Source organism: Leminorella grimontii ATCC 33999 = DSM 5078, assembly GCF_000439085.1.
Classification (GTDB): domain Bacteria; phylum Pseudomonadota; class Gammaproteobacteria; order Enterobacterales; family Enterobacteriaceae; genus Leminorella; species Leminorella grimontii.
Window position 1 is genome coordinate 53,628 of record NZ_AUUA01000001.1, and the last position, 26,825, is coordinate 80,452.

The 26,825-nt window shown below is 53.1% G+C and carries 25 protein-coding genes; 13 read left to right on the top strand and 12 right to left on the bottom strand.

All coding sequences use genetic code 11. The features are described 5' to 3' along the window. Positions 1 to 6 precede the first annotated feature (6 nt). Positions 7 to 666 carry a multifunctional acyl-CoA thioesterase I/protease I/lysophospholipase L1 gene (tesA, locus tag G544_RS19625; protein ID WP_051155509.1) on the bottom strand — a complete coding sequence of 220 codons (660 nt, stop codon included), beginning with the start codon at positions 664 to 666 and terminating at the stop codon, positions 7 to 9. Between tesA and ybbA the strand changes: the two genes are divergently transcribed. The 4 genes from ybbA (at position 637) to yddG (ending at position 8,588) form a co-directional block, all read left to right on the top strand. After that, positions 637 to 1,323, top strand: coding sequence for a putative ABC transporter ATP-binding protein YbbA (ybbA, locus tag G544_RS0100295; RefSeq protein ID WP_027272739.1), 687 nt, complete (start codon positions 637 to 639; stop codon positions 1,321 to 1,323). The two genes, tesA and ybbA, sit on opposite strands and share 30 nt — an antisense overlap. Beyond that, positions 1,320 to 3,755 (top strand): putative ABC transporter permease subunit YbbP, encoded by a 2,436-nt coding sequence (gene ybbP, locus G544_RS0100300; RefSeq protein ID WP_027272740.1) that lies wholly within the window; start codon positions 1,320 to 1,322, stop codon positions 3,753 to 3,755. Before ybbA ends, ybbP begins: the two co-directional genes overlap by 4 nt. 680 nt (positions 3,756 to 4,435) lie before the next feature. Next, entirely contained in the window at positions 4,436 to 7,588 is a 3,153-nt protein-coding gene (locus tag G544_RS0100305; protein ID WP_081650699.1) for an autotransporter outer membrane beta-barrel domain-containing protein, read from the top strand. A gap of 115 nt (positions 7,589 to 7,703) precedes the next feature. After that, positions 7,704 to 8,588, top strand: a complete 885-nt coding sequence (gene yddG / locus G544_RS0100310) for an aromatic amino acid DMT transporter YddG (protein ID WP_027272742.1) — start codon at positions 7,704 to 7,706, stop codon at positions 8,586 to 8,588. 276 nt (positions 8,589 to 8,864) lie between these two features. On the opposite strand, the gene G544_RS0100315 is transcribed toward yddG, so the two are convergent. The 5 genes from G544_RS0100315 to G544_RS22560 form a co-directional block, all read right to left on the bottom strand. Then, complete coding sequence (locus G544_RS0100315; protein ID WP_027272743.1) at positions 8,865 to 9,200, bottom strand: hypothetical protein; 336 nt, start codon at positions 9,198 to 9,200, stop codon at positions 8,865 to 8,867. Then, a complete protein-coding gene (locus G544_RS0100320; protein ID WP_027272744.1) occupies positions 9,200 to 9,469 on the bottom strand; it encodes a hypothetical protein in 270 nt (89 codons plus the stop codon). The genes G544_RS0100315 and G544_RS0100320 overlap by 1 nt, the downstream gene beginning before the upstream one ends. A gap of 78 nt (positions 9,470 to 9,547) precedes the next feature. Further along, positions 9,548 to 9,790 carry a type II toxin-antitoxin system ParD family antitoxin gene (locus tag G544_RS0100325; RefSeq protein WP_027272745.1) on the bottom strand — a complete coding sequence of 81 codons (243 nt, stop codon included), beginning with the start codon at positions 9,788 to 9,790 and terminating at the stop codon, positions 9,548 to 9,550. Between the two features lie 84 nt (positions 9,791 to 9,874). Further along, positions 9,875 to 10,021: a type II toxin-antitoxin system RelE/ParE family toxin gene (locus tag G544_RS22440; protein ID WP_309297233.1), complete on the bottom strand. Its 147-nt coding sequence runs from the start codon at positions 10,019 to 10,021 to the stop codon at positions 9,875 to 9,877. Between the two features lie 127 nt (positions 10,022 to 10,148). Further along, positions 10,149 to 10,277 carry a hypothetical protein gene (locus G544_RS22560; protein WP_261798557.1) on the bottom strand — a complete coding sequence of 43 codons (129 nt, stop codon included), beginning with the start codon at positions 10,275 to 10,277 and terminating at the stop codon, positions 10,149 to 10,151. 352 nt (positions 10,278 to 10,629) lie between these two features. Here G544_RS22560 and G544_RS0100340 point away from each other — a divergent pair, with 352 nt between their 5' ends. From G544_RS0100340 to G544_RS0100350, 3 genes are read left to right on the top strand one after another with little or no spacing between them, the layout of a single operon-like run. Further along, positions 10,630 to 11,526: a DUF4261 domain-containing protein gene (locus G544_RS0100340; RefSeq protein WP_027272746.1), complete on the top strand. Its 897-nt coding sequence runs from the start codon at positions 10,630 to 10,632 to the stop codon at positions 11,524 to 11,526. Between the two features lie 51 nt (positions 11,527 to 11,577). Continuing rightward, positions 11,578 to 12,168, top strand: a complete 591-nt coding sequence (locus G544_RS0100345; protein WP_027272747.1) for a DUF6000 family protein — start codon at positions 11,578 to 11,580, stop codon at positions 12,166 to 12,168. A 49-nt stretch (positions 12,169 to 12,217) separates the two neighbouring features. Next, positions 12,218 to 12,952 carry a phosphodiester glycosidase family protein gene (locus G544_RS0100350; protein ID WP_036023018.1) on the top strand — a complete coding sequence of 245 codons (735 nt, stop codon included), beginning with the start codon at positions 12,218 to 12,220 and terminating at the stop codon, positions 12,950 to 12,952. Positions 12,953 to 12,981: 29 nt separating this feature from the next. Here G544_RS0100350 and purK read toward each other — a convergent pair whose 3' ends face one another. The 5 genes from purK to G544_RS0100375 all read right to left on the bottom strand — a co-directional run bounded on the left by purK (position 12,982) and on the right by G544_RS0100375 (position 16,794). Beyond that, complete coding sequence (gene purK / locus G544_RS0100355) at positions 12,982 to 14,058, bottom strand: 5-(carboxyamino)imidazole ribonucleotide synthase (RefSeq protein ID WP_027272749.1); 1,077 nt, start codon at positions 14,056 to 14,058, stop codon at positions 12,982 to 12,984. Beyond that, positions 14,055 to 14,564 (bottom strand): 5-(carboxyamino)imidazole ribonucleotide mutase, encoded by a 510-nt coding sequence (purE, locus tag G544_RS0100360; protein WP_027272750.1) that lies wholly within the window; start codon positions 14,562 to 14,564, stop codon positions 14,055 to 14,057. The genes purK and purE overlap by 4 nt, the downstream gene beginning before the upstream one ends. Before the next feature lie 173 nt (positions 14,565 to 14,737). After that, positions 14,738 to 15,463 (bottom strand): UDP-2,3-diacylglucosamine diphosphatase, encoded by a 726-nt coding sequence (lpxH, locus tag G544_RS0100365; protein WP_027272751.1) that lies wholly within the window; start codon positions 15,461 to 15,463, stop codon positions 14,738 to 14,740. Positions 15,464 to 15,480: 17 nt separating this feature from the next. Continuing rightward, the gene (ppiB, locus tag G544_RS0100370; RefSeq protein WP_027272752.1) at positions 15,481 to 15,975 is read right to left on the bottom strand and encodes a peptidylprolyl isomerase B; all 495 of its coding nucleotides are present in this window, start codon (positions 15,973 to 15,975) and stop codon (positions 15,481 to 15,483) included. A 111-nt stretch (positions 15,976 to 16,086) separates the two neighbouring features. Continuing rightward, positions 16,087 to 16,794: an IclR family transcriptional regulator gene (locus tag G544_RS0100375; protein WP_027272753.1), complete on the bottom strand. Its 708-nt coding sequence runs from the start codon at positions 16,792 to 16,794 to the stop codon at positions 16,087 to 16,089. Positions 16,795 to 17,073: 279 nt separating this feature from the next. On the opposite strand from G544_RS0100375, the gene G544_RS0100380 reads away from it, so the two are divergent. The 6 genes from G544_RS0100380 (at position 17,074) to G544_RS19635 (ending at position 25,386) form a co-directional block, all read left to right on the top strand. After that, the gene (locus G544_RS0100380) at positions 17,074 to 19,407 is read left to right on the top strand and encodes a molybdopterin-containing oxidoreductase family protein (RefSeq protein WP_027272754.1); all 2,334 of its coding nucleotides are present in this window, start codon (positions 17,074 to 17,076) and stop codon (positions 19,405 to 19,407) included. A 2-nt stretch (positions 19,408 to 19,409) separates the two neighbouring features. After that, positions 19,410 to 19,964, top strand: a complete 555-nt coding sequence (locus G544_RS0100385) for a 4Fe-4S dicluster domain-containing protein (RefSeq protein WP_027272755.1) — start codon at positions 19,410 to 19,412, stop codon at positions 19,962 to 19,964. Between the two features lie 11 nt (positions 19,965 to 19,975). Then, positions 19,976 to 20,842, top strand: a complete 867-nt coding sequence (locus G544_RS0100390; RefSeq protein WP_027272756.1) for a dimethyl sulfoxide reductase anchor subunit family protein — start codon at positions 19,976 to 19,978, stop codon at positions 20,840 to 20,842. 73 nt (positions 20,843 to 20,915) lie between these two features. Next, on the top strand, positions 20,916 to 21,365 hold the full coding sequence (locus G544_RS0100395; RefSeq protein WP_211218889.1) for a RidA family protein: 450 nt from the start codon (positions 20,916 to 20,918) through the stop codon (positions 21,363 to 21,365). Positions 21,366 to 21,622: 257 nt separating this feature from the next. Then, the gene (gene cysS / locus G544_RS0100400; protein WP_027272758.1) at positions 21,623 to 23,011 is read left to right on the top strand and encodes a cysteine--tRNA ligase; all 1,389 of its coding nucleotides are present in this window, start codon (positions 21,623 to 21,625) and stop codon (positions 23,009 to 23,011) included. Positions 23,012 to 23,088: 77 nt separating this feature from the next. Next, entirely contained in the window at positions 23,089 to 25,386 is a 2,298-nt protein-coding gene (locus G544_RS19635) for a hypothetical protein (RefSeq protein WP_071783214.1), read from the top strand. A 118-nt stretch (positions 25,387 to 25,504) separates the two neighbouring features. Here the strand turns inward: G544_RS19635 and G544_RS0100410 are convergent, their stop codons facing one another. Next, positions 25,505 to 25,873, bottom strand: a complete 369-nt coding sequence (locus G544_RS0100410) for an MmcQ/YjbR family DNA-binding protein (RefSeq protein WP_027272759.1) — start codon at positions 25,871 to 25,873, stop codon at positions 25,505 to 25,507. Positions 25,874 to 26,825: the final 952 nt, after the last annotated feature.

Consider the following 26,825-nt stretch of genomic DNA (forward strand, 5'->3'; position numbering starts at 1 on the left):
CGTGACTTAGCTCTGTTTAGCCGGTGTTGTAGACTGAAGAAGACCTACGTAGGGCGCAAGCGCCTGTGCCATAAAGTCGGCGATAAACGGCTGGGCGTCCGCGGTAGGGTGCAGGCCGTCGGACTGCATCCACTCCGGTTTCACCACGACTTTTTCCATGAAGTAAGGCAGCAGAGGCACGTTTTGCTCCTGCGCAAGTTTAGGATAAATAGCGGTAAACGCGTCGGTGTAGCGCTTGCCGTAGTTGGGCGTGATGCGGATTTGCATCAAGAGCGGCTGGGCGTTAGCCTGTTTAATGACGGTAATGATTTGCGTCAGGTCGCGCTCGATGTCCGCTGTCGGAAAGCCGCGCAGGCCGTCATTAGCGCCCAGTTCGACGAGCACCCAGCGCGGCTGATGGGTTTTCAAAAGTTCAGGCAGTCGCGCAAGCCCTTGGGCCGCGGTATCGCCGCTGATGCTGGCGTTGATGACCTTCGGCGCGTTAGGCTGATCCTTCCAGCGATCGCCTAACTGGCTAGCCCATGCCTGTTCGATTGGCAGCCGAAAGCCGGCGCTCAGGCTATCGCCCAGAATAAGCAGCGTGTCCGCCGCCGCGACGCGCAAAGATGACAGCCCCAGCAATAAAAGGATTGGCAGATGTCTGAAAATCACGTTCTTGAAGTTCATCATTTAAATAAGTCTGTCGGTGAGGGAGAGCACAGGCTTAACATCCTCACCGGAGTTGAGCTGGTTGTCAATTCAGGACAAACAATTGCGCTGATTGGTGAATCGGGATCGGGGAAGTCTACGCTGCTCGGTATCCTGGCCGGGCTGGATGACGCCTCCAGCGGCGACGTTAAGCTTCTTGGGCATTCTCTGCCGGAAATGGACGAGGAGGACAGAGCCGCGCTGCGCGCAAAAGACGTGGGCTTCGTGTTTCAGTCCTTTATGCTGGTGCCGACGCTGACGGCGCTGGAAAACGTCCAACTGCCGGCTCTGCTGCGAGGTGACTCCGAGCGCGAAAGCAAGGCGCAGGCGTTGGCGCTTCTGGAGCAACTGGGGCTGGGGGAACGCGCGGGGCACCTGCCGGCTCAGCTGTCCGGCGGAGAACAGCAGCGGGTCGCGATTGCCCGCGCCTTCATTAGTCGACCAACCATTCTGTTTGCTGATGAGCCGACCGGCAACCTTGACCGCCAGACCGGCGTAAAAATCGCCGATCTGCTGTTTTCTCTTAACCGCGATTTTGCTACCACGCTGATATTAGTCACCCACGACGAGACGCTCGCGGCCCGCTGCCAGCGCCAGCTGCGGCTGCGCGACGGGCAATTGTGGGAGGCATCATGATCTGGCGCTGGTTTTGGCGCGAATGGCGCTCGCCGTCGCTGCTGATAGTCTGGCTTTCGTTGACGCTGGCTGTCGCCTGCGTGCTGGCGCTGGGGCGCGTCAGCGACCGCATGGAACAGGGGCTGAGCCAGCAAAGCCGCGACTTTATCGCCGCCGACAGGGTGCTGACCGCCAGTCGCCCGGTTGACGACGCCTGGCTGCAAAAAGCTAAAGAAGAGGGGCTGAGCGTCAGTCGGCAGCTGTCGTTCATGACCATGGCATACGCCAACGACGCGCCGCTGCTTTCCGCCGTGAAGGCCGTCGACGGTAACTATCCGCTGTACGGCAAGCTGGAAACTCAGCCCGTTCAGGCCAAGCCTCAGCCGGGAACGGCGCTGGTGGCGCCGAGGCTGATGGCGCTGCTTAATCTGAAGGTTGGCGACAGGCTGGAAGTGGGCGACGCCGAGCTTACCGTCAGCGGTGAAGTCGTTCAGGAGCCGGACGCTGGCTTTAACCCGTTTCAGACTGCGCCAAGAATTTTAATCAACTATCAGGATATCGATAAGACCGGCGCGGTTCAGCCGGGGAGCCGATTGACCTACCGCTATCTGTTTGCCGGCGAGCCGAACGCGCTTGAGCGCTTTGGCGAATTTGTCGTGCCTCAACTGCGCCCGGATCAGCGCTGGTTTGGCACCGAGCAGTCCGGTACGGCGGTCGGCAAGTCTCTCCAGCGGGCGCAAAACTTCCTGCTGCTTTCCGCCGTCTTAACGCTGCTGTTGGCGGTCGCTGCGGTCGCTGTTTCGATGGGGCACTATTGCCGCAGTCGCTATAATCTGGTGGCCGTGCTTAAGACGCTGGGGGCGGGAAAGCGGGCGCTGCGCAGGCTGGTTATCGGGCAGTGGTTGTCCGTATTGGCGCTGGCCGGCGCAGTTGGCAGCCTGATCGGTATTTTGTTTGAACAAGGGCTGATGGCTTTGCTGGCGCCGCTGTTGCCCAAAGCGCTGCCGCCGGCAGGACCGTGGCCGTGGCTGTGGAGTCTGGGCGCGTTGCTGATTATCTCGCTCATGGTCGGATTGCGCCCCTATAAGCAGCTGTTGGCGACACGGCCTCTGCGCGTGCTTCGAGCCGACGCCATGTCCAACGTTTGGCCGCTGAAATTCTACATTCCAATCATGTTAGCGACCGTTGCGCTGCTGTTAGCGCTGGTAGCCGGGTTCAACCTGGTGTGGTGGGGGATCCTGTTCGGCATTATGGCGCTCTCCCTGCTGCTGGGAGCGCTTGGGTGGTGCAGCCTGCTGCTGCTTCGTCGCCTGACGCTTAAAGGGCTGGCGCTTCGCCTGGCCGTTAACCGTCTTTTGAGGCAGCCATGGTTGACGACGACCCAGCTGTCTGCTTTTTCCTTCTCATTTATGCTGTTGGCGCTGCTGATTATCCTTCGGGGTGACTTGCTTGACCGCTGGCAGCAGCAGATACCGCCGGAAAGCCCCAACTATTTTTTGATGAATATGACTGAAGGACAACTGCCTTCTCTCAGGCAGTTTCTCAGCGGCCACGGCATTGAGGCGGGGGACTTCTACCCGATCGTCCGCGTTCGCCTGACGGGCATCAATCAGCAAAAGGCGACGGAGAGAGTAAAAGAAGACGAGCCCGGCGGCGAGGCGGTCAACCGAGAGTTGAATCTGACCTGGCTGCCCGCCGACAGGCCTTCTCCTAATGAGGTGACGGGAGGAAGCTGGCCGCCGAAAAATGATGAGGTGTCCGTTGACGCCGGGTTGGCCGAGCGGCTGGGGCTACGCATTGGCGATAAGCTGACGTTCACTGGCGATACGCAGGAGTTTAGCGCGACGATATCCAGCCTGCGCCACGTTGATTGGGAGAGCCTGCGCCCTAATTTCTACTTTATATTTCCTCAAGGGGCGTTGGATTCATTGCCTCAGACTTACCTGACCAGCTTCCGCTATCAGCAAGACGGTACGGCGCTGGTCGAGCTGTATCGGCAGTATCCAACCCTGAGTCTGTTAGATATAGGCAGCATGCTCAAGCAGGTGACGACGGTGTTTCAGCAGGTAGGGCGCGCGCTGGAGGCAATGGTGGCGCTGGTGATCGTTTGCGGCGGTCTGCTGCTGCTGGCGCAGGTTCAGGTCGGCATGCGGCAACGGCGGCAGGAGCTGGTAGTTTACCGTACGCTGGGGGCCGGCAAGCGCCTGCTTCGTCGTACGCTGTGGAGCGAGTTTGCGCTGTTAGGTTTGGCTGCGGGGATTACTGCGGCGATTGGTGCAGAGGTATCGCTGTGGTGGCTTCAGCGCACGCTGTTTGAGTTTCCCTGGCAGCCTAACTTCGCCATGTGGGTACTGCTTCCCGCTTTCTGTGCAGGGTTGCTGTCTCTGTGCGGCGGTTGGCTAGGCGTTCGCCTGCTGGGCGGCAAGGCGCTGTATCGGCGGTATCAGGAGTAGAGGGTAAAACAATATAAAACATATAGATAAGTGAACGATACGAGCGTTTTTACTCTCGTATCGTTTTATTAGCTTATTTTGATAGCGTTGTCGTCGTATATTATTAAAAATAACTTAGCTTAATAATATATAGGTTGCTAACATTAATTTACTTATCTTTTTGATAATAAAATTGTTTTTTATTCCGAGTGGTAACATCTGTAATTATTCATTAATACATAATAAAACGCATTTCCAATGTGGTTTTTTTTGTGTATTATTCTAATGCCCACTTTTTCATTGGACGAATATATGTACCTAATGGGGGTTATGTCCTCTATTGACAGAATTGGTCGATCTTGATTAAGAGATATTAACTGAGAATCATTAATATATATAATGCCTTTCATTGCTCTGAATGAGTTAATGTTTCTTTGTCTATGGTTTATCTACTCGATCCTGTCGCTATCCTATTATAGCAGAAAAAGTAAATAATTTTATTTATTAAATAATTACATAAACTCAATTGGTTAAAGTGATTGGGGCGTTATGTAATGGCGATATTCTGAAATGCTTATATTTTCTCGTAAGGGAACGTTTTTATTTTCATAGGCTTATTAATTGTGTGATTCCACGGATCTTTTTATTTAGTTGTATTTATCTTTGTTCTTTTTGGTGCATTTTTAAATAAGGGAATATATATGTCCAGCTCATTAGCTTATTCTTCATTATTGATTCAACGTAAGATTGGATTAACTAAACTCTCTTTGTTAGTTTCCTTGGTCTTAAGCACGATGCCGCAGGCAATAGCCCAACTCGGTCCGGTTTCCGTGACGACAAATCAGTCCGTTACGCTTCCCGATGGGGAAAGCGTTATGGCGCCGAGCGGCAGCGCGATTTTGGTGTCCGGCGGCGGCTCGGTCATCGGGAAAGACATGTCCATAGGATCTTCGGCGCGCAATGAGAAGACAATTACCGTCTCAGGCCAGGATTCACTGGTCGATCTTTACGGCGCAACGGTTGTTAATAGTAATGGCATAGGCGTTTATTCCAGCAACGGCGGGCAGGTTTCCCTTGGGCAGGGGACGATGATTAACGTCAATGCTGACGTGGGCAACAGGGCTGCGGGCATATATATCGACAATACCGCAATGAACGATAGCGCATTTGGCAGCGACATGGTTATTCGCGTCGACAGGCAGCAGGCAGGCGTTGACAGCTACGCCAGAATGGGATTGGTCTTGCAGGGCGCTGGCGCCTATGCGTCTTTCGATCGTCTGTCTATAGAAGGCAACGCGGTAAACGTCGGCGGATTTCTCGCCAACGGCGCAGAGTTGACGATGACGAACAGCCGGGTTTACGTAGCGGGCGCGTCTCTTGATGACGGTCTTATCTATTGGCCGGTAAACGTCTATTACGTGGACGTACGGAATACGGGGTTTACCCTGTGGAATCAGGACGTGCTGAACCTGACTAATACCGACATCATTATGGATAATCAGGCCAACAGCGGCATTATCGTAAAAGACGGTTCTCAACTGAATATGGTAGGCGGAAAGATCGTGCTGACCGAAGCGACCAACGGCAGCTACGGCATTTATGGCTACGTTGGGGGAGAAATAAATCTGCAAGACGTGCAGGTGATTATGCAGGGCAACGCGGACAAGGGGATTGTCGCCCATAATAGTCAAACGCTTAATGCCGACGGCGTCAACATTTCCAGCTATGGCACAGACAGCATCGGCGTTCGCGTAGCTAAGAGCTCCAACGGGGGGCTCAACAACTCGACGATAAGCGGCTATGGCAATGCTTTCACCGGGGTGATCGTTGGTATAGACAGCAAGTTGGTGAGCGATGCCTTGACCGTCAACACGACGGGCGATGCCTCAATGGGGATGTCCATTGTAGACGGCGGTCAAGCGACGCTCAACGATGGTGCAATCAGCGTGGAGGGAAGCCAGACGACCGGTATTAGCGTGACCAGCGGAACGTTGACGGCAAGCGGATTGAACGTTGTGGCTAATGGAGAAGGCGCATCGGCATTGAAAAACGGCGATAGCGTTTCTATAACCAACGGACGGCTTGCCGCTGCAGGCAATAAGAGTAACGCGGTGATTCTGTCAAACTCAGGCAGCCTGACATTGACGGACTCGACCGTTGAAGGTGGCGGCGCTTCGGTTTTCACCGTTCAGGGAATAAGCAATATTATAACGTTGGATCGCAGCAGCGCCGTAGCGAAGAACGACGCGCAGCTGCTGGCGTTGGCTGACGGCGGCGCCGTTGCGCTAACGGCGGACAATGTCAGCCGGCTCTACGGCGACGCTTATGCCGGAACGGGAAGCGACGCTTCGTTAACGCTTAACGGCGCCTCCGCCTGGCAGGGCGGCGCGCAAAACGTTGGTGCGGTTGCACTTAACGACGGTAGCCTGTGGCAAATAACGCGCCATTCCGACGTTGGCTCCCTGGCCTTGAACAACGGTGCGCTGGCCTTTACTGCGCCATCATCATCGGACTTTAAAACGCTGACCGTGCGCGGAAACTATAGCGCTCAGAGCGGCGCCGTCAGCCTGAATACTCGCTTAGGCGGTGATGATTCTCTTACCGACCGGCTGATTGTGCAGGGTAATACGCAGGGGGAAACGCTTTTACAGGTTGCTAACGCCGGCGGTCAGGGGGCGAAAACGGCTGAAGGCATCCCGGTCGTTCAGGTGCTGGGCGATTCTAATGGTAGCTTTAAGCTGAATGGCCGCGTCGTGGCCGGGTTGTATGACTATCATCTCTATCAGGGTAGCGCTTCTAATCCAGATGACGGTAATTGGTATTTGCGTACGGACTACCTGGCGCCCACGCCTTCGGACGGTAGCGGCGAAACGCCGTCCGTCATCGACGGCGGACCGAGCGTTACGCCTCTGCGCCCCGAAGTCGGTTCGTATTTGAGCAACCTGTCGACGGCGTCCACGATGTTTGTTCATACGATGCACGAACGCTTGGGCGAACCGCAGTTTACCGACGCCTATAAAGGAAACGACGCGGCACCCTCTTTATGGCTGCGCATCGCAGCGAATAAAGCACAGGATACGGTCCACGATCTGGATCAGACCTCGAATACGTCCGTCGTTCAACTGGGCGGCGATATCGCGCAGTGGAGCAGCAACGGTAGCGATCGCTATCACGTTGGCCTAATGGGCGGATACGGGCGCAGCAATAACCACAGCCGCTCCACGATTACCCATGACTACTCTTCCAGCAAGGTAACGGGATACAGCGTGGGAGCGTATGGCACCTGGTTTAAAAACGGCGACGAGCCGACCGGGCCCTACGTGGACGTCTGGTCTCAGTATGGATGGTACAAGAACAAGGTCAACGGCTCGGGCCTGCCCGAGGAAAGTTACGACAGCCGTGGATGGACGACTTCGGTTGAAAGCGGCTATGCCTTCGTCGCGAAGGAAAGCGAACGCTATCAACTGATGCTGGAGCCTCAGGCTCAGGTAGCGTGGAACAACTTTAGTCAGGATAATCACACGGAGAGCAATGGCACACGCGTGACCGACGGCGACGCCAGCGGCCTTATCACGCGGATGGGCGTACGCCTGTATCGCCATGACAAGCAAAACCGCAACGGCATTCAGCCTTTTGTCGAGACCAACTGGTGGTACAGCGGCGCAGACAACACCTTGAAGTTTAACGGTGAAAAAGTGGAAGACGGCACGCCTTCCTCACGCCTGGAGGTGAAGGTCGGCCTTCAGGGCGAAGTGGCCAAAGGCTGGCAGGTATGGGGCCACGTGGGCCAACAGTGGGGGGCGAACGACTATACCCGCTATGAGGGGATGGTGGGAGTGAAAATGACGTTCTAAGCTCGCTGATAGCTCAAAAGTAGTGAAAAGGGATAGGAAACTATCCCTTTTGCGTTCTGCAATTGTGTTAAGGTGACGGACCCGCACCGAGATAAAGATGGAATTTTTACCCCCGATGTCAGCCAGAAACGCCACCCTGATAGGCCTAGCCGCCATTATTTTATGGAGCACCGTAGTTGGATTTCTTCGAAGCGTCTCCGAGGGGCTAGGCGCGATAGGCGGGGCGGCAATGGTTTACAGCCTCAGCGCTCTGTTGCTGCTGTTTATCGTCGGTTTACCCAAACTCTCTTCGTTTCCTCGAAAGTACCTCTATTGGGGATGCGTTCTTTTCGTTTCCTATGAAATCTGCCTTTCGCTTTCCGTCGGGTTTGCCAACTCGGGTTCGCAGGCCATTGAAGTCAGCATGGTCAACTACCTGTGGCCCAGCCTGACGCTGCTTTTCGTGACGCTGGCAGACCGTAAAAGGCCTAAATTTTTGATGCTGCCGGGCATGCTGATTTGTTTCGCGGGATTGGGAAAAGTCTTGGGAGGCGAAAACGGCCTCTCGCTCAACGATATGGCTGGCAACGTCGCTTCTAACCCCCTGAGCTATGGTTTGGCTTTTGTCGGTGCGGTGATATGGAGCGCCTATTGCGTCATGACCAAAAAGCTCGCCAACGGCAGCAACGGCATTACGTTATTCTTTATGCTGACCGCAGCGGCTCTGTGGCTTAAGTTTTTCCTCACGGATACGCCAGCGATGCACTTTAGCCTGCACATATTGGTTAATTTGGTTTTGGTCTCTATCGCGATGGGATTAGGCTATGCAGCCTGGAATATTGGGATGCTTCATGGCAATGCGACCCTTCTGGCAACCGCTTCGTATTTTACCCCCGTTATATCGGCGCTTTTTGCTGCGATGCTGCTGGGGGAATCTTTAAGTTTATACTTTTGGACCGGCGCTTTGATGGTCTGCACTGGGTCGTTAATTTGCTGGTATTCAACCAAAGGCGCGACCTAGTGGTGTGAAGGGTATGGCCAATAGTGCTATTCCCCCGGAAGGGAGAACCCGATATCTACAGGGGGCTCTTAAACAGAGCGCTCGGGAATTCATTGTCATTCTTTTTCAGCGTTAGACCTCATCGCCTTTCAGTTCAACCGGAACTGGCCTGGACTGACAGTTTCACATTCGTCTATTGAACTCTCTGGAGACGGTTCGAAAAAAATTGGATAAAGCGTTTAGAGTTCGAGATGGTTAAGCGAGAAAACGATGAATGTTTGCTGGGCGTTTTTTCCATTACGCCGTGATTAACATTTGGTAAAGCAGCTGTTCCAAATTTTGTTTCGTACTGCAATAGAGGTGAATATAAATAGTATTGTTCTCGGCGAGCTCAAACAGAACGCGATGTTTCTGCTTTTCATCAAACCATTGACGTAGGCGAAGGCCGTTTTCCGCAGCCGTTTGATTAAAACCATAGCGGGATGGATCCGTGGCAATGGCATTTGTAGACTCCGTTAACAGGCTATCCGTCATTATCGCTGCGGTTTCGACATCGTGATGAAGCGCCTGATAGTATTCAATAACGTCTAAAGAACGATATGCGACTTCAGTGATGATGATGCGTTTTTTCATCAATATCCCCGAGCTTGACGACGTCGTTTCAATGCTTCTTCCGGGGTCATGGTTTTTTGTTCAGCGATATCTTGTCGAGAAAGCATGACCAATTTGAGCAGTGCGTTAGATTGCCGTTCAGACGCTTGAGCGGCCAGTTCTGCCTCTCTTTCCGCAGCGGTTTGAATGAACAATTCAGATACGCCGTTCTTAGTGACATAAACGCCCCCGCTGAAGTTTTCTGGCATACCTAACATTTCTCTGGCTGCTTTTTGTGAAATAGTGGTCATAGAATACCCATTGTGTTGTATGAATAATGTACTTATCGAAGTATAAAAGGCGAGGCTAAATTTGTCATTAATTTTACCTCACACGCCGTATTTCTGCTTTATTCTTGCCGCAATTTCGCGCAGCGTCAGTTCGCTCTCTCCGCTCTGTTCCCCTGCGAGAACGGCTTTTCTTAACGCATCCATCTGAGACTCTTTTTGTTCCAGTAGGCGAAGCGCCGAGCGTACGACTTCACTGGTTGAGCCGTAGCGGCCGGATGCGATCATGCGACTGACAAATTCGTCGAGCTGTTCACCGATAGTGATGCTGGTCGTTCTTGGCATAGATCCTCCTGTGTTAATAAATAACACAACTATGGCATGAGGTTTTAGCCCCAGACATTTTGAAAAGGCGGGATTTTGACAAGACTACATCTTAAATAACTTCGCATGGTTGCCGATTCGATACAAAAGAACCTCGTTTTCCGTTCGTTGATAAATCAGCAGAAGGTCAGGCTTGCCGTGGCATTCCAAATACCCCGCGTAGCATTCTTTTAGCCTGTGTTCTTTATACAATACGGTAGCGGCATTCCTGTTGCCAGCAGTCTTAATACGGCGTCAATCGCTGCGATAGCCGCATGGTCATGCTGATAGCACTTCATATCCCGTTTGAACGCTGAGGAATACCGAATTTTCAGCATGGTTACTTAAAAATGCCTTTCCAAAAGTCGTCAATGTTGTCAGCGCGTTCGCCATTGTTGTCGCTCAGTTCGCGAATCGCCGCCTTGAGTTCTTCAGATACCCGAACTTTTAACATTGCGTTGTTCATCATAATTCCTCCAATAGACTGCGTGTCTATTGTGGCCCCTGTGGGGGGGGCGCAATGCAAACTTGCTAACTGAGCGCTATGGGGCGATGTTGCAACAATCATTTTGAAGTAATCCTAATATTGTTAATGATATAGTGACGCTCTGGCGTTCGGTATCTCGTCAATGAAACGGACGGTACTTCATGTATTATTGTTGAGCAACGAGAGCATTGGTTTATCTGGATACGTCTCGCAAAAAATCGGAAGATGCCTCCAAGGCGCTTGTTGGTATAGAATGGATACCCTGCCAAAATGGTTTTTGGTGTTATTAGTTCAGAAGCAGCCGCCTTGGGCGGCAAATAAACAAGGAGCGTTTATGAGCATTTTGTCCCGTTTTTTCGGCCGTCGCGATGAAAAAGAAAGCCAGTCACTGGCGGAGCTGGTCGCCAATCCCAATCAAGAAAATAGCCTAAGCCTACAGGTCGTGTTCAGCGGTTCGCTTTCTATTGATGAAAGCAAGCTTGAGCAGACGCTGCGCGGCTTTGACTCGTCAATGAAGCAGGCGCGCTGCCAGCGCGATCCCGAGCTTGGCGATTTCTTTGCGCTGGTCGGCTGGGGGAAGCACGTGGTTCGCATGGTAGGTTTTAATGCGCCTTTCCCTGCGGAGCATCTGGAAAAGTGCGTTGGACCTTCTCACTATGGCGCCGAGATGAAAGAGCAGGTTCGCGCCAATGAAAGCCATGTTCTTTTATGGTACGCCGGTTACGACGATAACGTGCTGGAACAATATATCGCGCTTGCGCTGGTGGCAGGCGCGTTAGAGCGCTTTGGCGCGCTGGCGGTGCTCAATGAAAGTGCCTACACCTCGCTGCCGGCGGGCGTGCTTGGCGAAATGGCCGCCGCAAAGGACGGTGCTGATATTCTGCGCTATGGCCTGCCTTTGACGATGCTGTTCTGCGGCTTTGTGAAGTACGAGGTCGAGGGCGTCGACGGCGTTTGGATGCGCACCTATGGCGCAAACGGCTTCGGACTGCCGGACTTTGCGGTGCTGGCTTCAGGGCATGAAGAGGGGCAAAAATACAGCGACATCTTCAGTAATATTCTGCGCTATCTGCTGGACAGCGGCGCGGAAATGGTCGCCGGCCATACGATGGAAGTGGCGCAGGGGCAGGTCATGAAGCTCCGCGAGCCGGCGGAGAGCGAGTACTTTCTGGATGGGCCCGGTACGGTGCTGGTTGCAGAGATTATCGATGCTCTTAAGATTGCGCAGTGAACCTGTTCTATCGCGTTCAATAGAAGCCGCGTGAGGTTAAGATAGAGAACTATGCCCGACTGGAGCTTTCACCCAACGCTCATTGAGCCGTTTTACTCCGTATTTATGAATGGCAATATCCTTCGCAGTTCACATGAAGAGCAAAGGAGAATACTGGCCGATTTTCATCGGCGCTTGCCTGAATATTCAGACGCGATGCTGCGAGAAATGCTGTATCAAAGTTGGCGCTCGCAGAAGGTCGCTGCGTGGGTGATTGCACAGCGTAGGCAACATACTTTCTTATCTGTTGTTATTCAACTTTTGCTCCGGTTTACGCCTCATCCAGAACACCTGTGCATTTGCCTTGCCCGTCTGGCAGGTAATGAAGCCAGCGAGGCTCTGGAGCAGTATCTTGAGCGCTGCTTCGAAACGTCTCCTATGCAACTTGAATGGGAAGCGCTGCGGGTGGATGTTGCGTTTGCCACGTTGTGTTGGCTTAAACCGGAAGACGAGGAGGCGTATAGAGATGCTTTGGATCGTTACTGCGAAAACATAGACTCTCTACATCCTCACTGGCAAATAGGAAGCCGTCTAAGACACTCATTACCTGATGTACGGAAACGGTTTTTGACCGTGATGGCGCTGCTTGATAGTCATTTATGACTAGAGACTACCTAGTCGGGTTTGTTATAAAACGTTAAGGTTTTTTATCGTGAAAAAACGGATTTTTCTTGCTCTATCGTTATTACCTTTCCACATCTTTGCTGCCGACAACTGCACCCTCTCCGATCCCTCCCTTAAGCTACAAACTTATACTCTCAATCCTCAAACCGAACGGGTAAGAACGTACTGGCAAAAGGGGAATGGAGAAGCCTACGGTTCGCTGCGCACCCTGCTATCTGGTATCAATGGCGACGGGCGAGTGCAGATGGCGATGAACGGCGGCATATATGATAAAGAATATGCGCCGCTCGGCCTGTATATAGAGAACGGCGAACAGAAGGTGGCGTTGAACCTTGCCTCCGGCGGCGGCAACTTTTTTATTCGACCCGGCGGAGTGTTTTACGTCAAGGATGAGCGCTACGGTATCGTCAGCCTGGACGAGTTTAAATCGGTAACGGGCGCGGATTTCGCCGTTCAGTCCGGGCCAATGATGATTGAAAACGGCGCGATCAACTCCCGCCTGAAGCCCGGCGTGGAGTCGCGTAAGGTTCGCAACGGCGTAGGCATTACGCAAAAGGGCGAGGTAGTGTTTATGATGAGCCAGCGCGAAGCTAACTTTTACGACTTCGCCTGCTATGCGAAGTCCCAGTTAAACGTTCGTCAAATGCTTTATCTGGACGGCACCATCTCAAAAATGTACCAAAAGGGGAAGGGCGTACCCTGGCAGTATTATCCGTTTGTGACCATGATAACCGTGGAGAAGAAAGAGGCGCCAAAGCAATAGCCCCGCGGTCAAGCGAGGCTATTGGAGAGCTATTCGTTTTCTTTCAGCGTCTCTATCGCCCAGTCAATGCTGGCGTGATAGTCGCCGTCGAGCATCGGCTTCAGGTGGGCAAGGGTATCGCAAAGCGTTTCAACGCTGGCGTGGTTCAAGTTTAAATGCCCCACCTTGCGGCCGGGGCGAACCTCTTTATCGTACCAGTGCAGATGGACCAGCGGCAGAGACAGCCAGCGCGGATTAACGTCGGTGCCGATCAGGTTTACCATGACCGACGGGCTAAAAACGCTTGGCTTCGGCATCGGCAGGTCAAGCACCGCCCGCAGGTGAAGCTCGAACTGGCTGATAGATGCGCCGTTTTGCGTCCAGTGTCCGCTGTTGTGTACGCGGGGCGCAAGCTCGTTGATTAGCAGACTGTCGCCGACGATAAAGCACTCCATCGCCATCACGCCGACGTAGTCCAGCGCGTTAAGTATGGCCGACAGCATAGTTTCCGCCTGACGCTGAAGGCGAGCGTCAGGCTTGGGCAGCGCAACGCTGGCGCGCAGGATGCCCTCTTGATGCAGGTTGTGGGTCAGCGGATAGAACACGCAGCGGCCGTGGCGGTCGCGCGCGCCAATCAGCGAGGCTTCGCCGCAAAACGCAATCGCCTGTTCGACAATGGCGGCGCCGTAGGCATCCTGGGGCAGCGTGTTGACATCACTCTCTCTAAGCCGCCACTGCCCGCGGCCGTCGTAGCCGCCGACGCGGCGTTTGATGATGGCAAGCTCCCCCAAAGAACGAAAGACTTCCGGCCACTGTTCGGCGCTTTCCAGCGATTGCCAGGGGGCGGTCGCCAGCTTCAGGGTGTCCAGCAGGCGCTTTTGCGTCAAGCGATCGGCCAGGCGTGGAAAAACGTCGCGGTTAACGAATCCGGGGTGGCGGGCCAGGATTTCCGTCAGGGGCGTATCGGGCCAGCGCTCAATTTCTGCGGTGATGACCGCCTGCTGATAAGGAACCGCTTCAGGCTCTGCATCCAACCCGACGGGATAGACGGCAATGCCCAGAGGTTCACCCGCCTGGCGCAGCATGCGGCCAAGCTGGCCGTTTCCTAAAACGCAAACCGGCTTCATGGGTTCTCCCTGGGATCGGGGTTGTTGAGGACGTCATCCGTCTGCGCCTGACGCCAGGCGGTGAGGCGAGAACCTATTTTCTCGTCGTGTAACGCAAGGATCTGCGCCGCCAGCAGGGCGGCATTGGCCGCGCCAGCTTTGCCGATAGCCAGCGTTCCGACGGGAATACCGCGCGGCATCTGGACAATAGAGTATAGGCTATCGACGCCGCTGAGCGCAGCGCTTTGAACCGGCACGCCGAGCACCGGGACGAGCGTCTTGGCAGCCAGCATACCCGGCAGGTGGGCCGCGCCTCCGGCGCCAGCGATGATCACGTCAAGGCCGTTCTCTTTTGCGCTTTCGGCGAAGCTAAACAGTTTATCCGGGGTGCGGTGGGCAGAAACGACTTCGGTGTGGAACGGAATGTCTAATGCGGTAAGGATTTCTGCGGCGAACTGCATGGTCGCCCAATCGCTTTTGGAACCCATCACAATGGCGATTTTGGCCTTGTCGGCGCTGGCTGGCATAGGGGGCATGCTCCTGTAAGGTCGTGCGGGGTAAATATAATAACCTCTTTCAGGGCCGCAAGCATAACACGCCGCCGTGGGAAGGAAAACGTTTGCGTTCGCTTAACTAAAAGAAAATGAGGAAAATTGAAGAGGGGAATCAGGCTGTGCCCCATAGCTGTATGCGGCGCAGTCTAGAGTGGAAAGCTGGCCAGATCGATGCTGCCGTCAGGGAATGCGCGCAGGACTGAGCCCTGAGTATGCCAGGCGCCGAGTACGACGCGTTGAGACTGCTCGCCCTTAATCGTCATATCGTGTACGGCCGGCCGGTGAGTGTGTCCGTGAACCATGTGCAGTACGCCATGCTTTTTCATGTCGCTTATCACCGCGAGCTGGTTGACGTCCATCATGAGTTGGGATTTAACCCGGTTGCTAAGCGTACTTTGGCGGCGTAGCCGACTGGCTATCTTAAGGCGCAGGCAGAGCGGCAGACATAAAAAGGCGCGCTGAATAAGCCGATTGTGCATATAACGGCGAAAGCGCAGATAGCCCGGGTCATCGGTGCAGAGCGTGTCGCCGTGCAGGATAAGAACCGGCGTGCCGTAAACGTCAACGATCTGTTTTTCCGGCAGCAGTGTCATTTTACAGCGCTTGGCGTAGCGCTGGCCGATGAGAAAATCTCGGTTGCCGTGGATAAAGTAGCAGGGGACGCCCCTGTCGTGCAGCGCCGCTAGCGCTTTTGCGACGGTATCGTGCAGTTCGCTTGACTCGTCATCGCCGATCCAGAATTCAAACAGGTCGCCCAGAATGTAGAGCGCAGAAGCGTTGACGGCTTCTCTCTGTAAGAAAGCGAGAAAACCGGCAGTAATTGCCGGTTCGGATTCGCTTAAATGGAGGTCGGCGATAAACAGAATGGTCATCGATCTCGGGCAGAACCTTATTCGCTAACGGTAACGCTGTTGATGACGACGTCTTCGACCGGGACGTCCTGATGCATACCGCTGCGGCCGGTTTTAACCTGCTTGATGCTGTCTACAACGTCCATGCCTTCGACGACTTCTGCAAATACGCAGTAGCCCCAACCGTCTGGGCTTTCAGAACGGAAGTTCAGGAAGTCGTTGTCGACGACGTTGATAAAGAACTGCGCCGTAGCTGAGTGAGGGGACGGCGTGCGGGCCATCGCCAGCGTTCCACGGGTGTTTTTCAGGCCGTTGTTGGCTTCGTTTTTAATCTCTGCCTTGGTCTCTTTTTGGCTCATGCCGGGTTCAAAACCGCCGCCCTGAATCATAAAGCCGTTAATGACGCGGTGGAAAATCGTGTTGTTATAAAACCCGCTGCGGCAGTAGTCCAGGAAGTTGGCCGCGGTGATAGGCGCCTCATTGCTAAACAGTTTGATAACGATATCGCCGTGGTTGGTATGAAGAGTAATCATTGAATTTCCTAAGCCTGGTTAGAGTACGTCAAATAGGTATTGTATATGATGGCGTTAGAGGCTGCACTATCGTATTTCCTTTTAGCCTCGGCGGCGCCGGGATGAGTGCGCCTATCCTATGTGAATTTCTTTTATAACGTTAAGCAGTACGTCGGCAAGCTGGCGCAGTTCGCCGTCGTCGTCGGGCAGAAGTCCCATAATGACGGCAGCGCCAATGAGGCTACGGTTGGTGTTAAAAACAGGGCAGGCGATGGCTCTGGCGCCGGGAATGCCCTCCGTTTCCGTCAGGCGAATGGCGTAGCCGTCGTGCAGGATCTGTTTCTCTTCTTCTTTAGTCAGCAGGTTTTGATCGCGAAAACGCGCTGAGAAGGTCAAAAAGATTTTCCCTGCCGCGCTGGTGAGCAAGGGAATTTGCGTATTGTCTTTATAGTCCAGCTCAATGTTCTTATTGCTGCGGTTGTAGTTGATAAGCGTCGGCGTATCGCCCGTGATTACCGCGAGCCCGGTAGAGATATTGAGCCTGTCCCTCAGCTGGCAAAGGGCGTTGTTGATAACGACCAGGGCGGCGTTTTGCATTTTGGCGGCGTCGCCCAGCGTTGAAAGCTTACTGCCCAGCGAATAAAGGCTGGTTTCCGGATCTTGATAGATAAGCTGGCTGCGGCACAGTGAAACCAGATATTTATGCAAACGGCTCTTGGACAGGCCTGACAGCCGGGCGATGTCGATGGCCCTGGCGGAGGCGCCAAGTTCAGCAATGGCTTCCAGCACCGTAACGGCGATTTCGACTGAGTTTACGCCCTGCGTCTGCGTTTCTGACATGCATTCCGGCCTTTCTGAGGTAGTGATTAACGGGGCATAGCCTATCATTTCTTGTTATTTATGACTACGGTGCATTCAATTATTTGATTGTTATTGTTTTTATTTTCTCTCACTCTTTTTTAAAACCACGCGTTGAATACTTATTTAGGGGTAATTTGATTTCGATCAGTACACCATAAGTTAACCATGGTTTACTTATGGTGTCTCATTTTCTCAGAATGACGAAATAAGCATCAATGTGAGCAAGATGAAAAAAATAAGAACGTGGTGAGGAACTGTATGAAAAATCTATCGGAGATCAGAATGAAGCGCCGAACCCTGCTTAAGGGGCTTGGCGTGATTGGTCTGGCGTCCTTATCGCCCTGTGCATTTTCGCAGGCAAGCGCGGATAAAAAGCCGTTGCCGACCGTGCGTCTAAAGCTTGGCGACTATCAGACCTTTCGTTCAACCTGTGCAATGGAGTGCTTGCACTGCAATTTGACGGCCTACGTCTATCAGGGGGAGCTGAAAAAGATTGAAGCAAGTCCGGACTTCAACGTGAAGTGCTGCCTGCGTGGCATGAGCCGTACGAAGTGGGTTTATCACCCGCTTAGAGTGAAAACGCCGCTGCTCAGAATTGGTGAGAAAGGCGAAGGAAAATTTAAGCCGATTAGTTGGGATGAAGCGCTGGATTTGATTGAGAAAAATATCCGCGACACCATCGCCAGATTCGGCAATAAGGGCATGCTGTTTTCGGCCGCGTCGGGCAACATGGACTCCATCAAAAACGACATGGGCAAAGCTTTCTTCGACTATCTGGGCGGTTCGACCAAGCAGGCGGGATCGCTATGTTGCGCCGCAGTTACGGCGGCGATGATGCCAATGCTGGGCCTACGCTATGCCGATACGCGCGACACGATTGCCGACAGCCGCTATATCCTGTGCTGGGGCAACAACCCCGCCGTCACCATGCAGGCCTACTTTAAAGAATACCTGAAGGCACAGGCCAACGGCGCGCGTCTGATAGTGATAGACCCCCGCTACAGCGAAACCGCCGCCAAGGCCGACGAGTGGATCCCCATCGTGCCCGGTACCGACACGGCGCTGGCGCTGGGGATGATTAAAATCATCATGGACGAGCAGCTTTACGACGCCGACTATTTGCGTCAGCACACCGGTGCGCCCTACCTGGTGGACGCCGATAAAAAGCAAAAGCGAGAAAGCGCTGAAGATAAAGAAAGCTATCTGGTCTATGACACGATAAGCCAGCGCGCGGTTCGTCACGACACACCGGGCATCGTGCCTGCGTTAACTCGGGCCGAGCTGCCTGCAAACGCCGATTACACCACCGTATTTGAGCTGATCCGCGCCGAAGCCCAGCCTTGGGATTTGGCTAAAGTCGAAGCTGAGACGGACGTGCCCGCTGCGACGGTGCAGCGTTTGGCAAGCGAATACGCCCGCAGCAAGCCGGCGATGATTATACAGAACATGTCCGGCGCTCAGCGCACCGAGTTTGGCACCTACGTGGCCGCCAGCCAGTTTTATTTGGCGCTGTTGACCGGTAACGTGGGTAAGGCCGGCGGCGGCGTGTGCGACGCAGGCGGCGTTCGTCAGATGGCGAAAATCAATGCGCCGGTGCCGCCCGCGCCGAACGTAGAGAAGATCCCGCCTATCCCGGTCGCCAAGCTTGGAGACTGGATTGTTAACGATCGCCCGCATCCCATCAACTTCTGGTGGCTCATGACCCTAAGCGCAGTGACTCAACTGCCGAACACCAATATGGTGAAAAAGGCGTTGAAGAAGGTGCCCTTTGTGGTGGTGGCGGACAACCTGATGACATCTACCGCGATGTACGCCGATCTGGTGCTGCCGGTAACGACCATCTTTGAAGACGTCAGCCTGATGGCCGGCGTGCGCAGCCACTACGTTCAACTGATGCAAAAGGCCGTTGAGCCGGTGGGTGAAGCCAAGCCGGATTATTGGATCTTCGCCCGTCTGGCGGAGCGCTTTGGCTTTGGTGAAGTGTTTAATCAGCCGATCGAGCACTATATCGAAAACTGCCTGAAGGATACCGGCATCACCATCGAGCAGTTGAAAAAGGGGCCGGTGAAGCCAGCCGCAGTGCCGTGGATCCCTTTCAAAGATGGGGTATTCCGTACGCCAACCAAGAAGGCGCACTTCTTTATTGAAGAGTGGCAGAAGAAGGACTTCTCGCCGGTCGTGACCTACATGCAGGTAAAAGAGTCGCCCAAGGGCTCGCCGGATCTGGCGAAAAAGTATCCGCTGATGGCGGTTCAGCGCAAGCTGGCGCGCAGCATTCACTCCAGCCACGGCATGAACGAGTGGATCCTGGAGGTTCAGCGCAATCAGCCTAACCTGCTTATTCACCCGGACGATGCGGCAAAGCGCAACATTCGCAACGGCGAGTGGGCGATTGCGTTTAACGATCGTGGGGAACACCGCGCTATCGCCATTGTCACGCGCCAGATTAAGCGCGGGGTAGTGAGCCTGGACAACGGCTGGTGGGAACAGCAGGGAGGAAGCAGCAGTCACGTCACCAATGACTACTCCGAAATTCTGAGCACGGGGCACTGCTGCAACAGCACCCTGGTTGACGTTAAGGCGGAGGCATAATCATGGTCAGACAGTATGGATTTTTAGTTGATATGCGCGGCTGCTACGGCTGCAAAACCTGTTCCATGGCCTGTAAATCGGAAAACGCGACGCCGCCCGGCGTGCTGTGGCGCAAAGTCAGAGAGTTCAGCTTTGACGATCCGAACGGCATGGCGTTTATCTCGATGTCCTGTAACCACTGCGACGATCCTCAATGCATGAAGGTATGCCCAGCGGGGACTTACACCAAGCGCCCGGACGGTATCGTAGTACAGGATCACGACAAGTGCATCGGCTGCCGGATGTGCATCATGGCCTGCCCGTACAATGCGCCGGTGTTTGACCCGGCGGAAGGGAAGACCAGCAAGTGCAACCTGTGTGCGGAACGTCTGGATGAAGGGCTGAAGCCGCGCTGCGTGGAGTCGTGCCCGGCGGGCGTCTTACAGTTTGGCGATATCGACGAGCTTCGTCGTCGCTACAGCGCCGACCTGTCGCGCATTGAAACCCGATATAAGCTGCCTGACCATCGCATCAGCGGCCCGAATATCGTCATCATCCCCGCAGGCGATAAGGAATAAGGAGAAGCGCTATGTCTGAATATGAGTTTCCTCTGGTTTTTTTCACCGTGCTTTGCCAGTGGGCTATTGGGGCGATTGTCGCCGTCACGGCGCTTATCTATGCCCGGCCCGCTTGGCTGACGGATGAAAAGCGCTTTGCCTGCCTGCGTAAGGTTGCCGTCGGCGTTTTTATCGTTAACGTCATCGGCTCGCTGCTGTCCCTTCTGCACCTGGGAACGCCGACGGGCGCCTATCGAGCGATTCTCGGCATTGGGCATTCGTGGCTAAGCCGTGAAGTCGTGGCCTTTTTCCTGCTGAACGTCGTGGCGTTTTTCTGGACCGTCGCCTTCGTCTTTGGCGGCCGTCGCCATGCGCTGGTGAAGGGGATTAGCCTGCTGACTTCGATTGTGGGAGTTGCAGCCATTTTGGTATCGGCTCAGGTCTACTATCAGATGGGCAGCCACCCGATGTGGCATTCGGCCATGACCCACCTAAGCTTCATCGCTACCGCGCTGCTGCTAGGCTTTGCCAGCCTAAGCATCGTGGTCGGCGCTTATAACGTCGAAGGTGAAGATAAGGGCGCAATGCCGAGCCTACTGCCTATGGGCATCTTGCTGGGGGCAATAGCCCTGCTGGTGGTTATCCTGTGGTACGGCCAAGGGCTGGTGCGTCAGGATCAGCTGATGCAAAGCGCCATCGTACTGTTCAGCTCCGGCCTGATGGGATGGCTTATTTTCGGCGGCGTAGTGACGGGAACGGGGACGGCGGTATATCTGCTGCGTAAGCCCTCTATATCGGTAGCCACCGGCGGCGTGCTGATGCTGGTGGTGCTGTCCGCGGCGGTATGCGGCCGCATGCTGTTTTACTACGGCGTAATGAGCCAGTCTCCCTGGTTCTAAACGGTATACGTCAGGCCAAGTGCGGAGCGCTTGGCCTGACGCTTTCTTTTTAATGACCTTAAGGATGATAAGCATGTCTAAATTTCATAAGCCTCTTTTAATCATGACGCTAGGTGCGATTTTGTTTTCCGCCAGCGCGGCGCAGGCCGGCGACAGGAAAGCGATCGTACCGGAAGGCGCTAAGCCGTCGGCGCTTTATTCACCCGCTATCGAGGCTAACGGATTTATTTTCACGTCGGGGCAAATAGGCATCGATCCGGTAAGCCGCAAGCTGCCGGACGGTATCGAAGCGCAAACCCGTCAGGCTATCGCCAACCTGCGTAACGTGTTGGAAGCCAGCGGTTCATCGATGGATAAGCTGGTGAAAGTGAACGTTTACCTTAGCAACATGGATGACTACGGCACGATGAATAAGATTTATGCCGAAGCCTTTAACGGCGCGCCTCCTGCCAGAACGGCCTTACAGGTAGGGAAAATTCCTATGGGAGCGATGATTGAAATTGAAGGTATTGCCGTAAAGTGAGTCGGGTAGACGACAACTTTCTGTAACCGCCTTATTTTTCACTTTTCTCGTCTCCACAATCTCTATTTACCCCCGAAGGTTTCGGGGGGTTTCTCTTGCAAAGCCTGTTTAATCAGGTTTCAATATGACGCTTATGCATTATCGCCTTATATCAGCGTGCGGCGGCTTTTTTGTTCGTTCTGAGCGGCCGTTTTCACGCTTTATCTACGTTTGATTAATAGGGCTTGTTTTAACAACACATAATAACGGTCATCCCCATGCTAAAGATTTTTAATACCCTGAGCAGACAGAAAGAGGAATTCAAGCCTATTCATCCCGGTAAAGTGGGTATGTACGTGTGTGGGGTAACGATTTATGACCTGTGCCATATCGGGCATGGAAGAACCTTTGTCGCCTTTGACGTTGTTGCCCGCTATCTGCGCTTTGCCGGTTACGACCTGACCTATGTGCGCAACGTCACCGACGTTGACGACAAGATTATTCGCCGCGCGGCGGAAAATAACGAGAGCTGCGATCAATTGACGACGCGCATGCTGGCGGAAATGCATGCGGACTTTGACGCGCTGAACATCCTGCGCCCGGATCTGGAGCCGCGGGCAACGCATCATATTAAAGAGATTATCGAGCTGGTAGAGCTTCTGCTGGCGCGCGGCCACGCCTACGTGGCGAGCAACGGCGACGTGATGTTTGCCGTAGATACCGATTCAGACTACGGCCTGCTGTCACGTCAGGATCTGGAGCAGCTTCAGGCCGGCGCTAGGGTTGAAGTGGCTGACGTTAAGCGCAATCCGATGGACTTCGTGCTGTGGAAGATGTCCAAGCCGGGCGAGCCGAGCTGGGAATCTCCGTGGGGGCCGGGGCGTCCGGGGTGGCACATTGAATGCTCGGCGATGAACAGCAAGCAGCTGGGCGAGCATTTTGATATTCACGGCGGGGGCTCTGACCTGATGTTCCCCCATCATGAAAACGAAATCGCGCAGTCTACCTGCGCTCACGACGGGCCTTACGTCAACTACTGGATGCACTCCGGCATGGTGATGATCGATAAAGAGAAGATGTCCAAATCGCTGGGCAACTTCTTCACCATCCGCGACGTGCTTAAGCATTACGACGCCGAAACCGTGCGCTATTTTCTGATGTCCGGCCATTATCGCAGCCAGCTTAACTACAGCGAAGAAAACTTAAAGCAGGCGAGAGCGGCGCTGGAGCGTTTTTATACCGCGCTGCGCGGCACCGACGCCAGCGTTAAGGCGCTCGGCGGCACCGAATACGAAGCGCGTTTCTGCGAAGCGATGGACGACGATTTCAATACGCCTGAAGCCTATTCCGTACTGTTTGACATGGCGCGCGAAGTTAACCGCCTGAAGGCCGAAGACGTAGTGGCGGCTAACCAATTGGCGGCGGAGCTGCGTCGAGTGGCCCACGTTTTGGGGCTGTTGGAACAGGAGCCGGAAGCGTTTTTACAGGGCGCAACCAATAGCGACGATGACGATGAAGTTGCCGAAATCGAAGCGTTAATCAAGCAGCGCAACGACGCCCGTCAGTCTAAAGACTGGGCCGCGGCTGACGCAGCGCGCAATCGCCTGACGGAGATGGGGATCGTGCTGGAAGACGGCGCGGGCGGGACGACCTGGCGACGCAAGTAGGTTAAGCGCAGCGAATTATTGATAGCCTCTGACGCCCGTGCGTTCAGAGGCTTTTTTTAGGCATTAGGGACGACGCGATGAAGAAATACGTTAGCGCAGCGGCAATAGCGCTGCTGCTGTCGGGATGCGATGGAGAAAGCAAGCCCAAAGACGGCTACTACCTGGTTGACGATATCCGGGTGGAGTTTGACAACGGTAAAGAGCAGGACGGCGCCGAAGGGCGAGCGTCTCTTCAGGAAGGCATTGCCGAGAGCATAGGGAAGGTCAAAAACGACATCTATTTCAACATCACTCCGGCGGAGGTTTCTTACTACACCGTTGACGGGAAGCGTAGCGAGCGCGTTAAGGACGGGCGATTTCAAGTAAACAATACTTGGAATACGATAAAGGCGGATAAAAAAGGCGTTATCAGGCTTATATCGGATAAGGACATGACCTGCGGTTTCTATGACTGCGTTATCACCATGACGTTGAAAAGCGCTGACGAAACGGCCCCTGAGCTGGTGGCGATGAAACAGCGCTTTGAGCAGCAGGAAAAGGCGTATCAGGCGACGCTTCTACAGGAGAAAGAGGCGTTTAGCCGTACACCTATGGAGGACTTTCCCGGCGTCCCGTTTTCTCCCCTTGGCCATTTTACCGTCAAGCTACCCGTTGACGCATACGATACGCTAGAGCGCAGAAACTCAGGGATCTACCTGCGCAGGATGGAAGGGCTGCTGGTCGACATGGAAAATGAAGACACGGCAATCTACACCTTCAACGATAAGCAAAGCGGCATCAGCGCCGAGCTTTTTGTCGTCAGCGCTAAAAAAAGCGACTTTGGCCTCGCCTCGTGGCTGGTAAGCCAAGGCGACGTTCTGTTTCAGTCGGAAAACGGCGCGGTTTATTACAACCAGTATGGTGTAATGGAAGTGCTGTACTTTCAGTATGACGATTCAATCGGCCGCTACTTCGTCGGGCTGGCGGACGTACAAACGGCAGAGGCGGCGGCGAAAGCCTTTTCCATACTGCGTACGATGGATGAACGCTACCGCGGTAAGAACGTCATTACGATTGGCGATCTGGCGCTTTCGCAACCCGCATTGGAAGAAAAATATCAGGCCAAGGTGAGCGACTATTTTAACGCTGCGGAGGTTCATCAGGCGATTTGGCGTAGGATTGACAACATTCTGGAAAAGCCTGGTCGTTTTGTAGAGCGCGGAAAGTCGATGAACCCTGTTCGGGTGAAGTTTCCGTCAGAAACGTTTGAGCGCGAAGTTTATATCGAGCTCTACTCCCGGCCTGTTTCTGAGCTGCTAGCGCAGGCTCAAAAAGAGGCTCCGAAGGGGAAGCGGGTTGGAGATGTCTTCACCTACGGCGATGAGAGCGAAACGAACTATGACTATTACGTGAGCGTGGGCGATGGGTTAACGCTAAAGCTTACGGTGCCTTACGAGTCGGGAAACTTGCTGGAAAGAATGATGTTTTTGCACGTTTTCAAGCAGCTTGACTTGACGCAGTTCCCCCAGATTCCTCCCGGAGAGCGGAAAAACTTGTTTAAGTACAACCAAAAGCGCTATGCCGGCAGTGAACCCGACGACCGTTATTTTTCGCTTTATGAAGGGCTGATTGACCGTCAGGGCAACCTGATCGTCCCAACCCCTGAAGACGGCTATTATGAATTTAGCGAAAGCCAGCCTTTCATTGTGGGCACCAAGTGGAAAAGGGAAGGAGGGACCGAGAGGGAGATTTATCGCAGAACGCCGGAAGGATTTATTTTTGATGAAAAAGGAAAGCTGCTTCTCCATACGAATGAGTTTAAAGAGATAGTAGAACAGCATTTAGCTATCGCCGGTGATAACGACAGGCTGGGCCTCTACGACCTGAAAAGTCAGAAATGGCTGGTGGAGCCTGCGCATAGCCGATTGTTCTGGAAAAACGGGATGTTTATCGCTTCTGACGATAGCGGAGGAGAGCATCTGCGTGATTACCTGTTTGACAGAACGGGGCAGCTGTTGGTAAAGGGAAAAAGCATTGAGGAGGTTGACGGTAAGGATCGCATTATTGCTACGGATGAAGGCGGAAGCGTTAGCCTGATGGACAAGCAGGGCCACGTGCTGTTTAGCCACAAAGGCCGTGAGCTTCAATATATCCCTGAGATTGACGCCTATGCGCTGACCACGGGCGTTGACGGCAGTAAAGATTGGCGCCTTGGAATTGTCAGCGAACGGGGCGAAACGATTATTCCGACGGAATATAAATATTATCGCGTAGTGCAAGAAGGGTATTTACAGATGTGGCTGACGAACTTTAAACAGTCGACGCTGTTTGAGGTGGACAAAGTACGCCATTGGCGTGAAAACCAACCGTTAAAAGGCGAACCGATGATGCAATAAGCGCCTGTTCGAGGCGCTTATTTGGTGAATGGACGGCCTTAGTCCTCCACGCCGTCGGCGGAGAGTATTAAGGCTGCCGCTTGCCCGCTTGGCGGTTAGCGTTGACCTTGATCGTGGCCTATTCGGCCTGCTGCGGCGCCTTTAACAGCGCCTGCGTTTTCTTGGGTAAGCCTTGGACGATCAGGTTATACGAATGATCGATGCTTTCCTGTATGAAGTCTATGGTTAAGGCGCCGTCAAAAAACATCGAATTCCAGTGGTTCTTGTTTAAATAGTATCCCGGAATGACGTCCGGATAGGTTTGCCGCAGAATGTCGGAACGGTCAGGATTGCTTTTGAGGGAAATAATAGGCCGCCCGTTAAGCTCGCCCAGCAGGGCAAACATTTTTCCGAAAACGCAGACGCGATCGGCTTCCCACTCGGCCTTATAGTCGTGCACCGCTCCTGGCTTGGTTAAGCAGTAGGCGATGAGTTCTTCATTGTTCATTGTCGACTTCCTATTCAGTAGAGGGATGGCTACATACTACACGATGCGGTGGAGTAAGGAAGGGACGAGCTGAAAGGGCCGGCCGCGGGGCGACGACGGAACCCCGCGCACGGAAAGAACGGACCGAACTCTTTAAATAAAAACAAATTCCCTGTAAAGATTCTTCTCTTTTATCTGCAGATCGAGCGCCATTAACATCCAGTCTGAAATAAGCTCTATGCCTTTATCAACAATAATATCTGCGCTATCAAGAATTTCTAACGCCTTATGTTTATTAATGTTTAACGCGTCGTATACGTCGTCGGCATAAACATAACCGGTTTTATTAATAACAACTGAACGTAATTTGAAATACTGTACCATAACAACCTCTTACTATATTAAACATAATTGTATTAGCTATAAACTCTTGTCTTTTTCTCGTATCTGAATTTTTAAATTTTTGTTATATGACGGCGAATGCCCGCTTTAACCGTCAATGCCATTACTATCGGCGAGCATGAAGCTGTGCGAGGAATGGGTTTATATACAACAGATTTAAATATAACCAATTGTTATTTATTGATTTTATTTTTTGAGAGACGTCGCCTACGGTTCTTTCAATATATTAATAATTAAATATATGGCCGAATTATGTGACAAAAATCTCTCTTTTATGTGAAATAATGAAATCATCACGCCAAGTTTACGGACGCGAATATATCCTTTTTTGATAAAAGTAAAAAGAGATGTTTAATATACTTTTGATGAAATTTTTATTTATTTAATTAATTTAATGAACGGTAATATTGAGCGTTGAATGTACTTATCTGAGATAAGCTACAGTTTTATTTCTAATATTATTAATTATCCAAAACGGAACAATTATTTATGTGGAAACAAAACGGAGTAGGGAAATTCTTACCAAACTATAGACTAGTTATCTGGTTAGTTGCTTGCTCTAAAGCGGAAG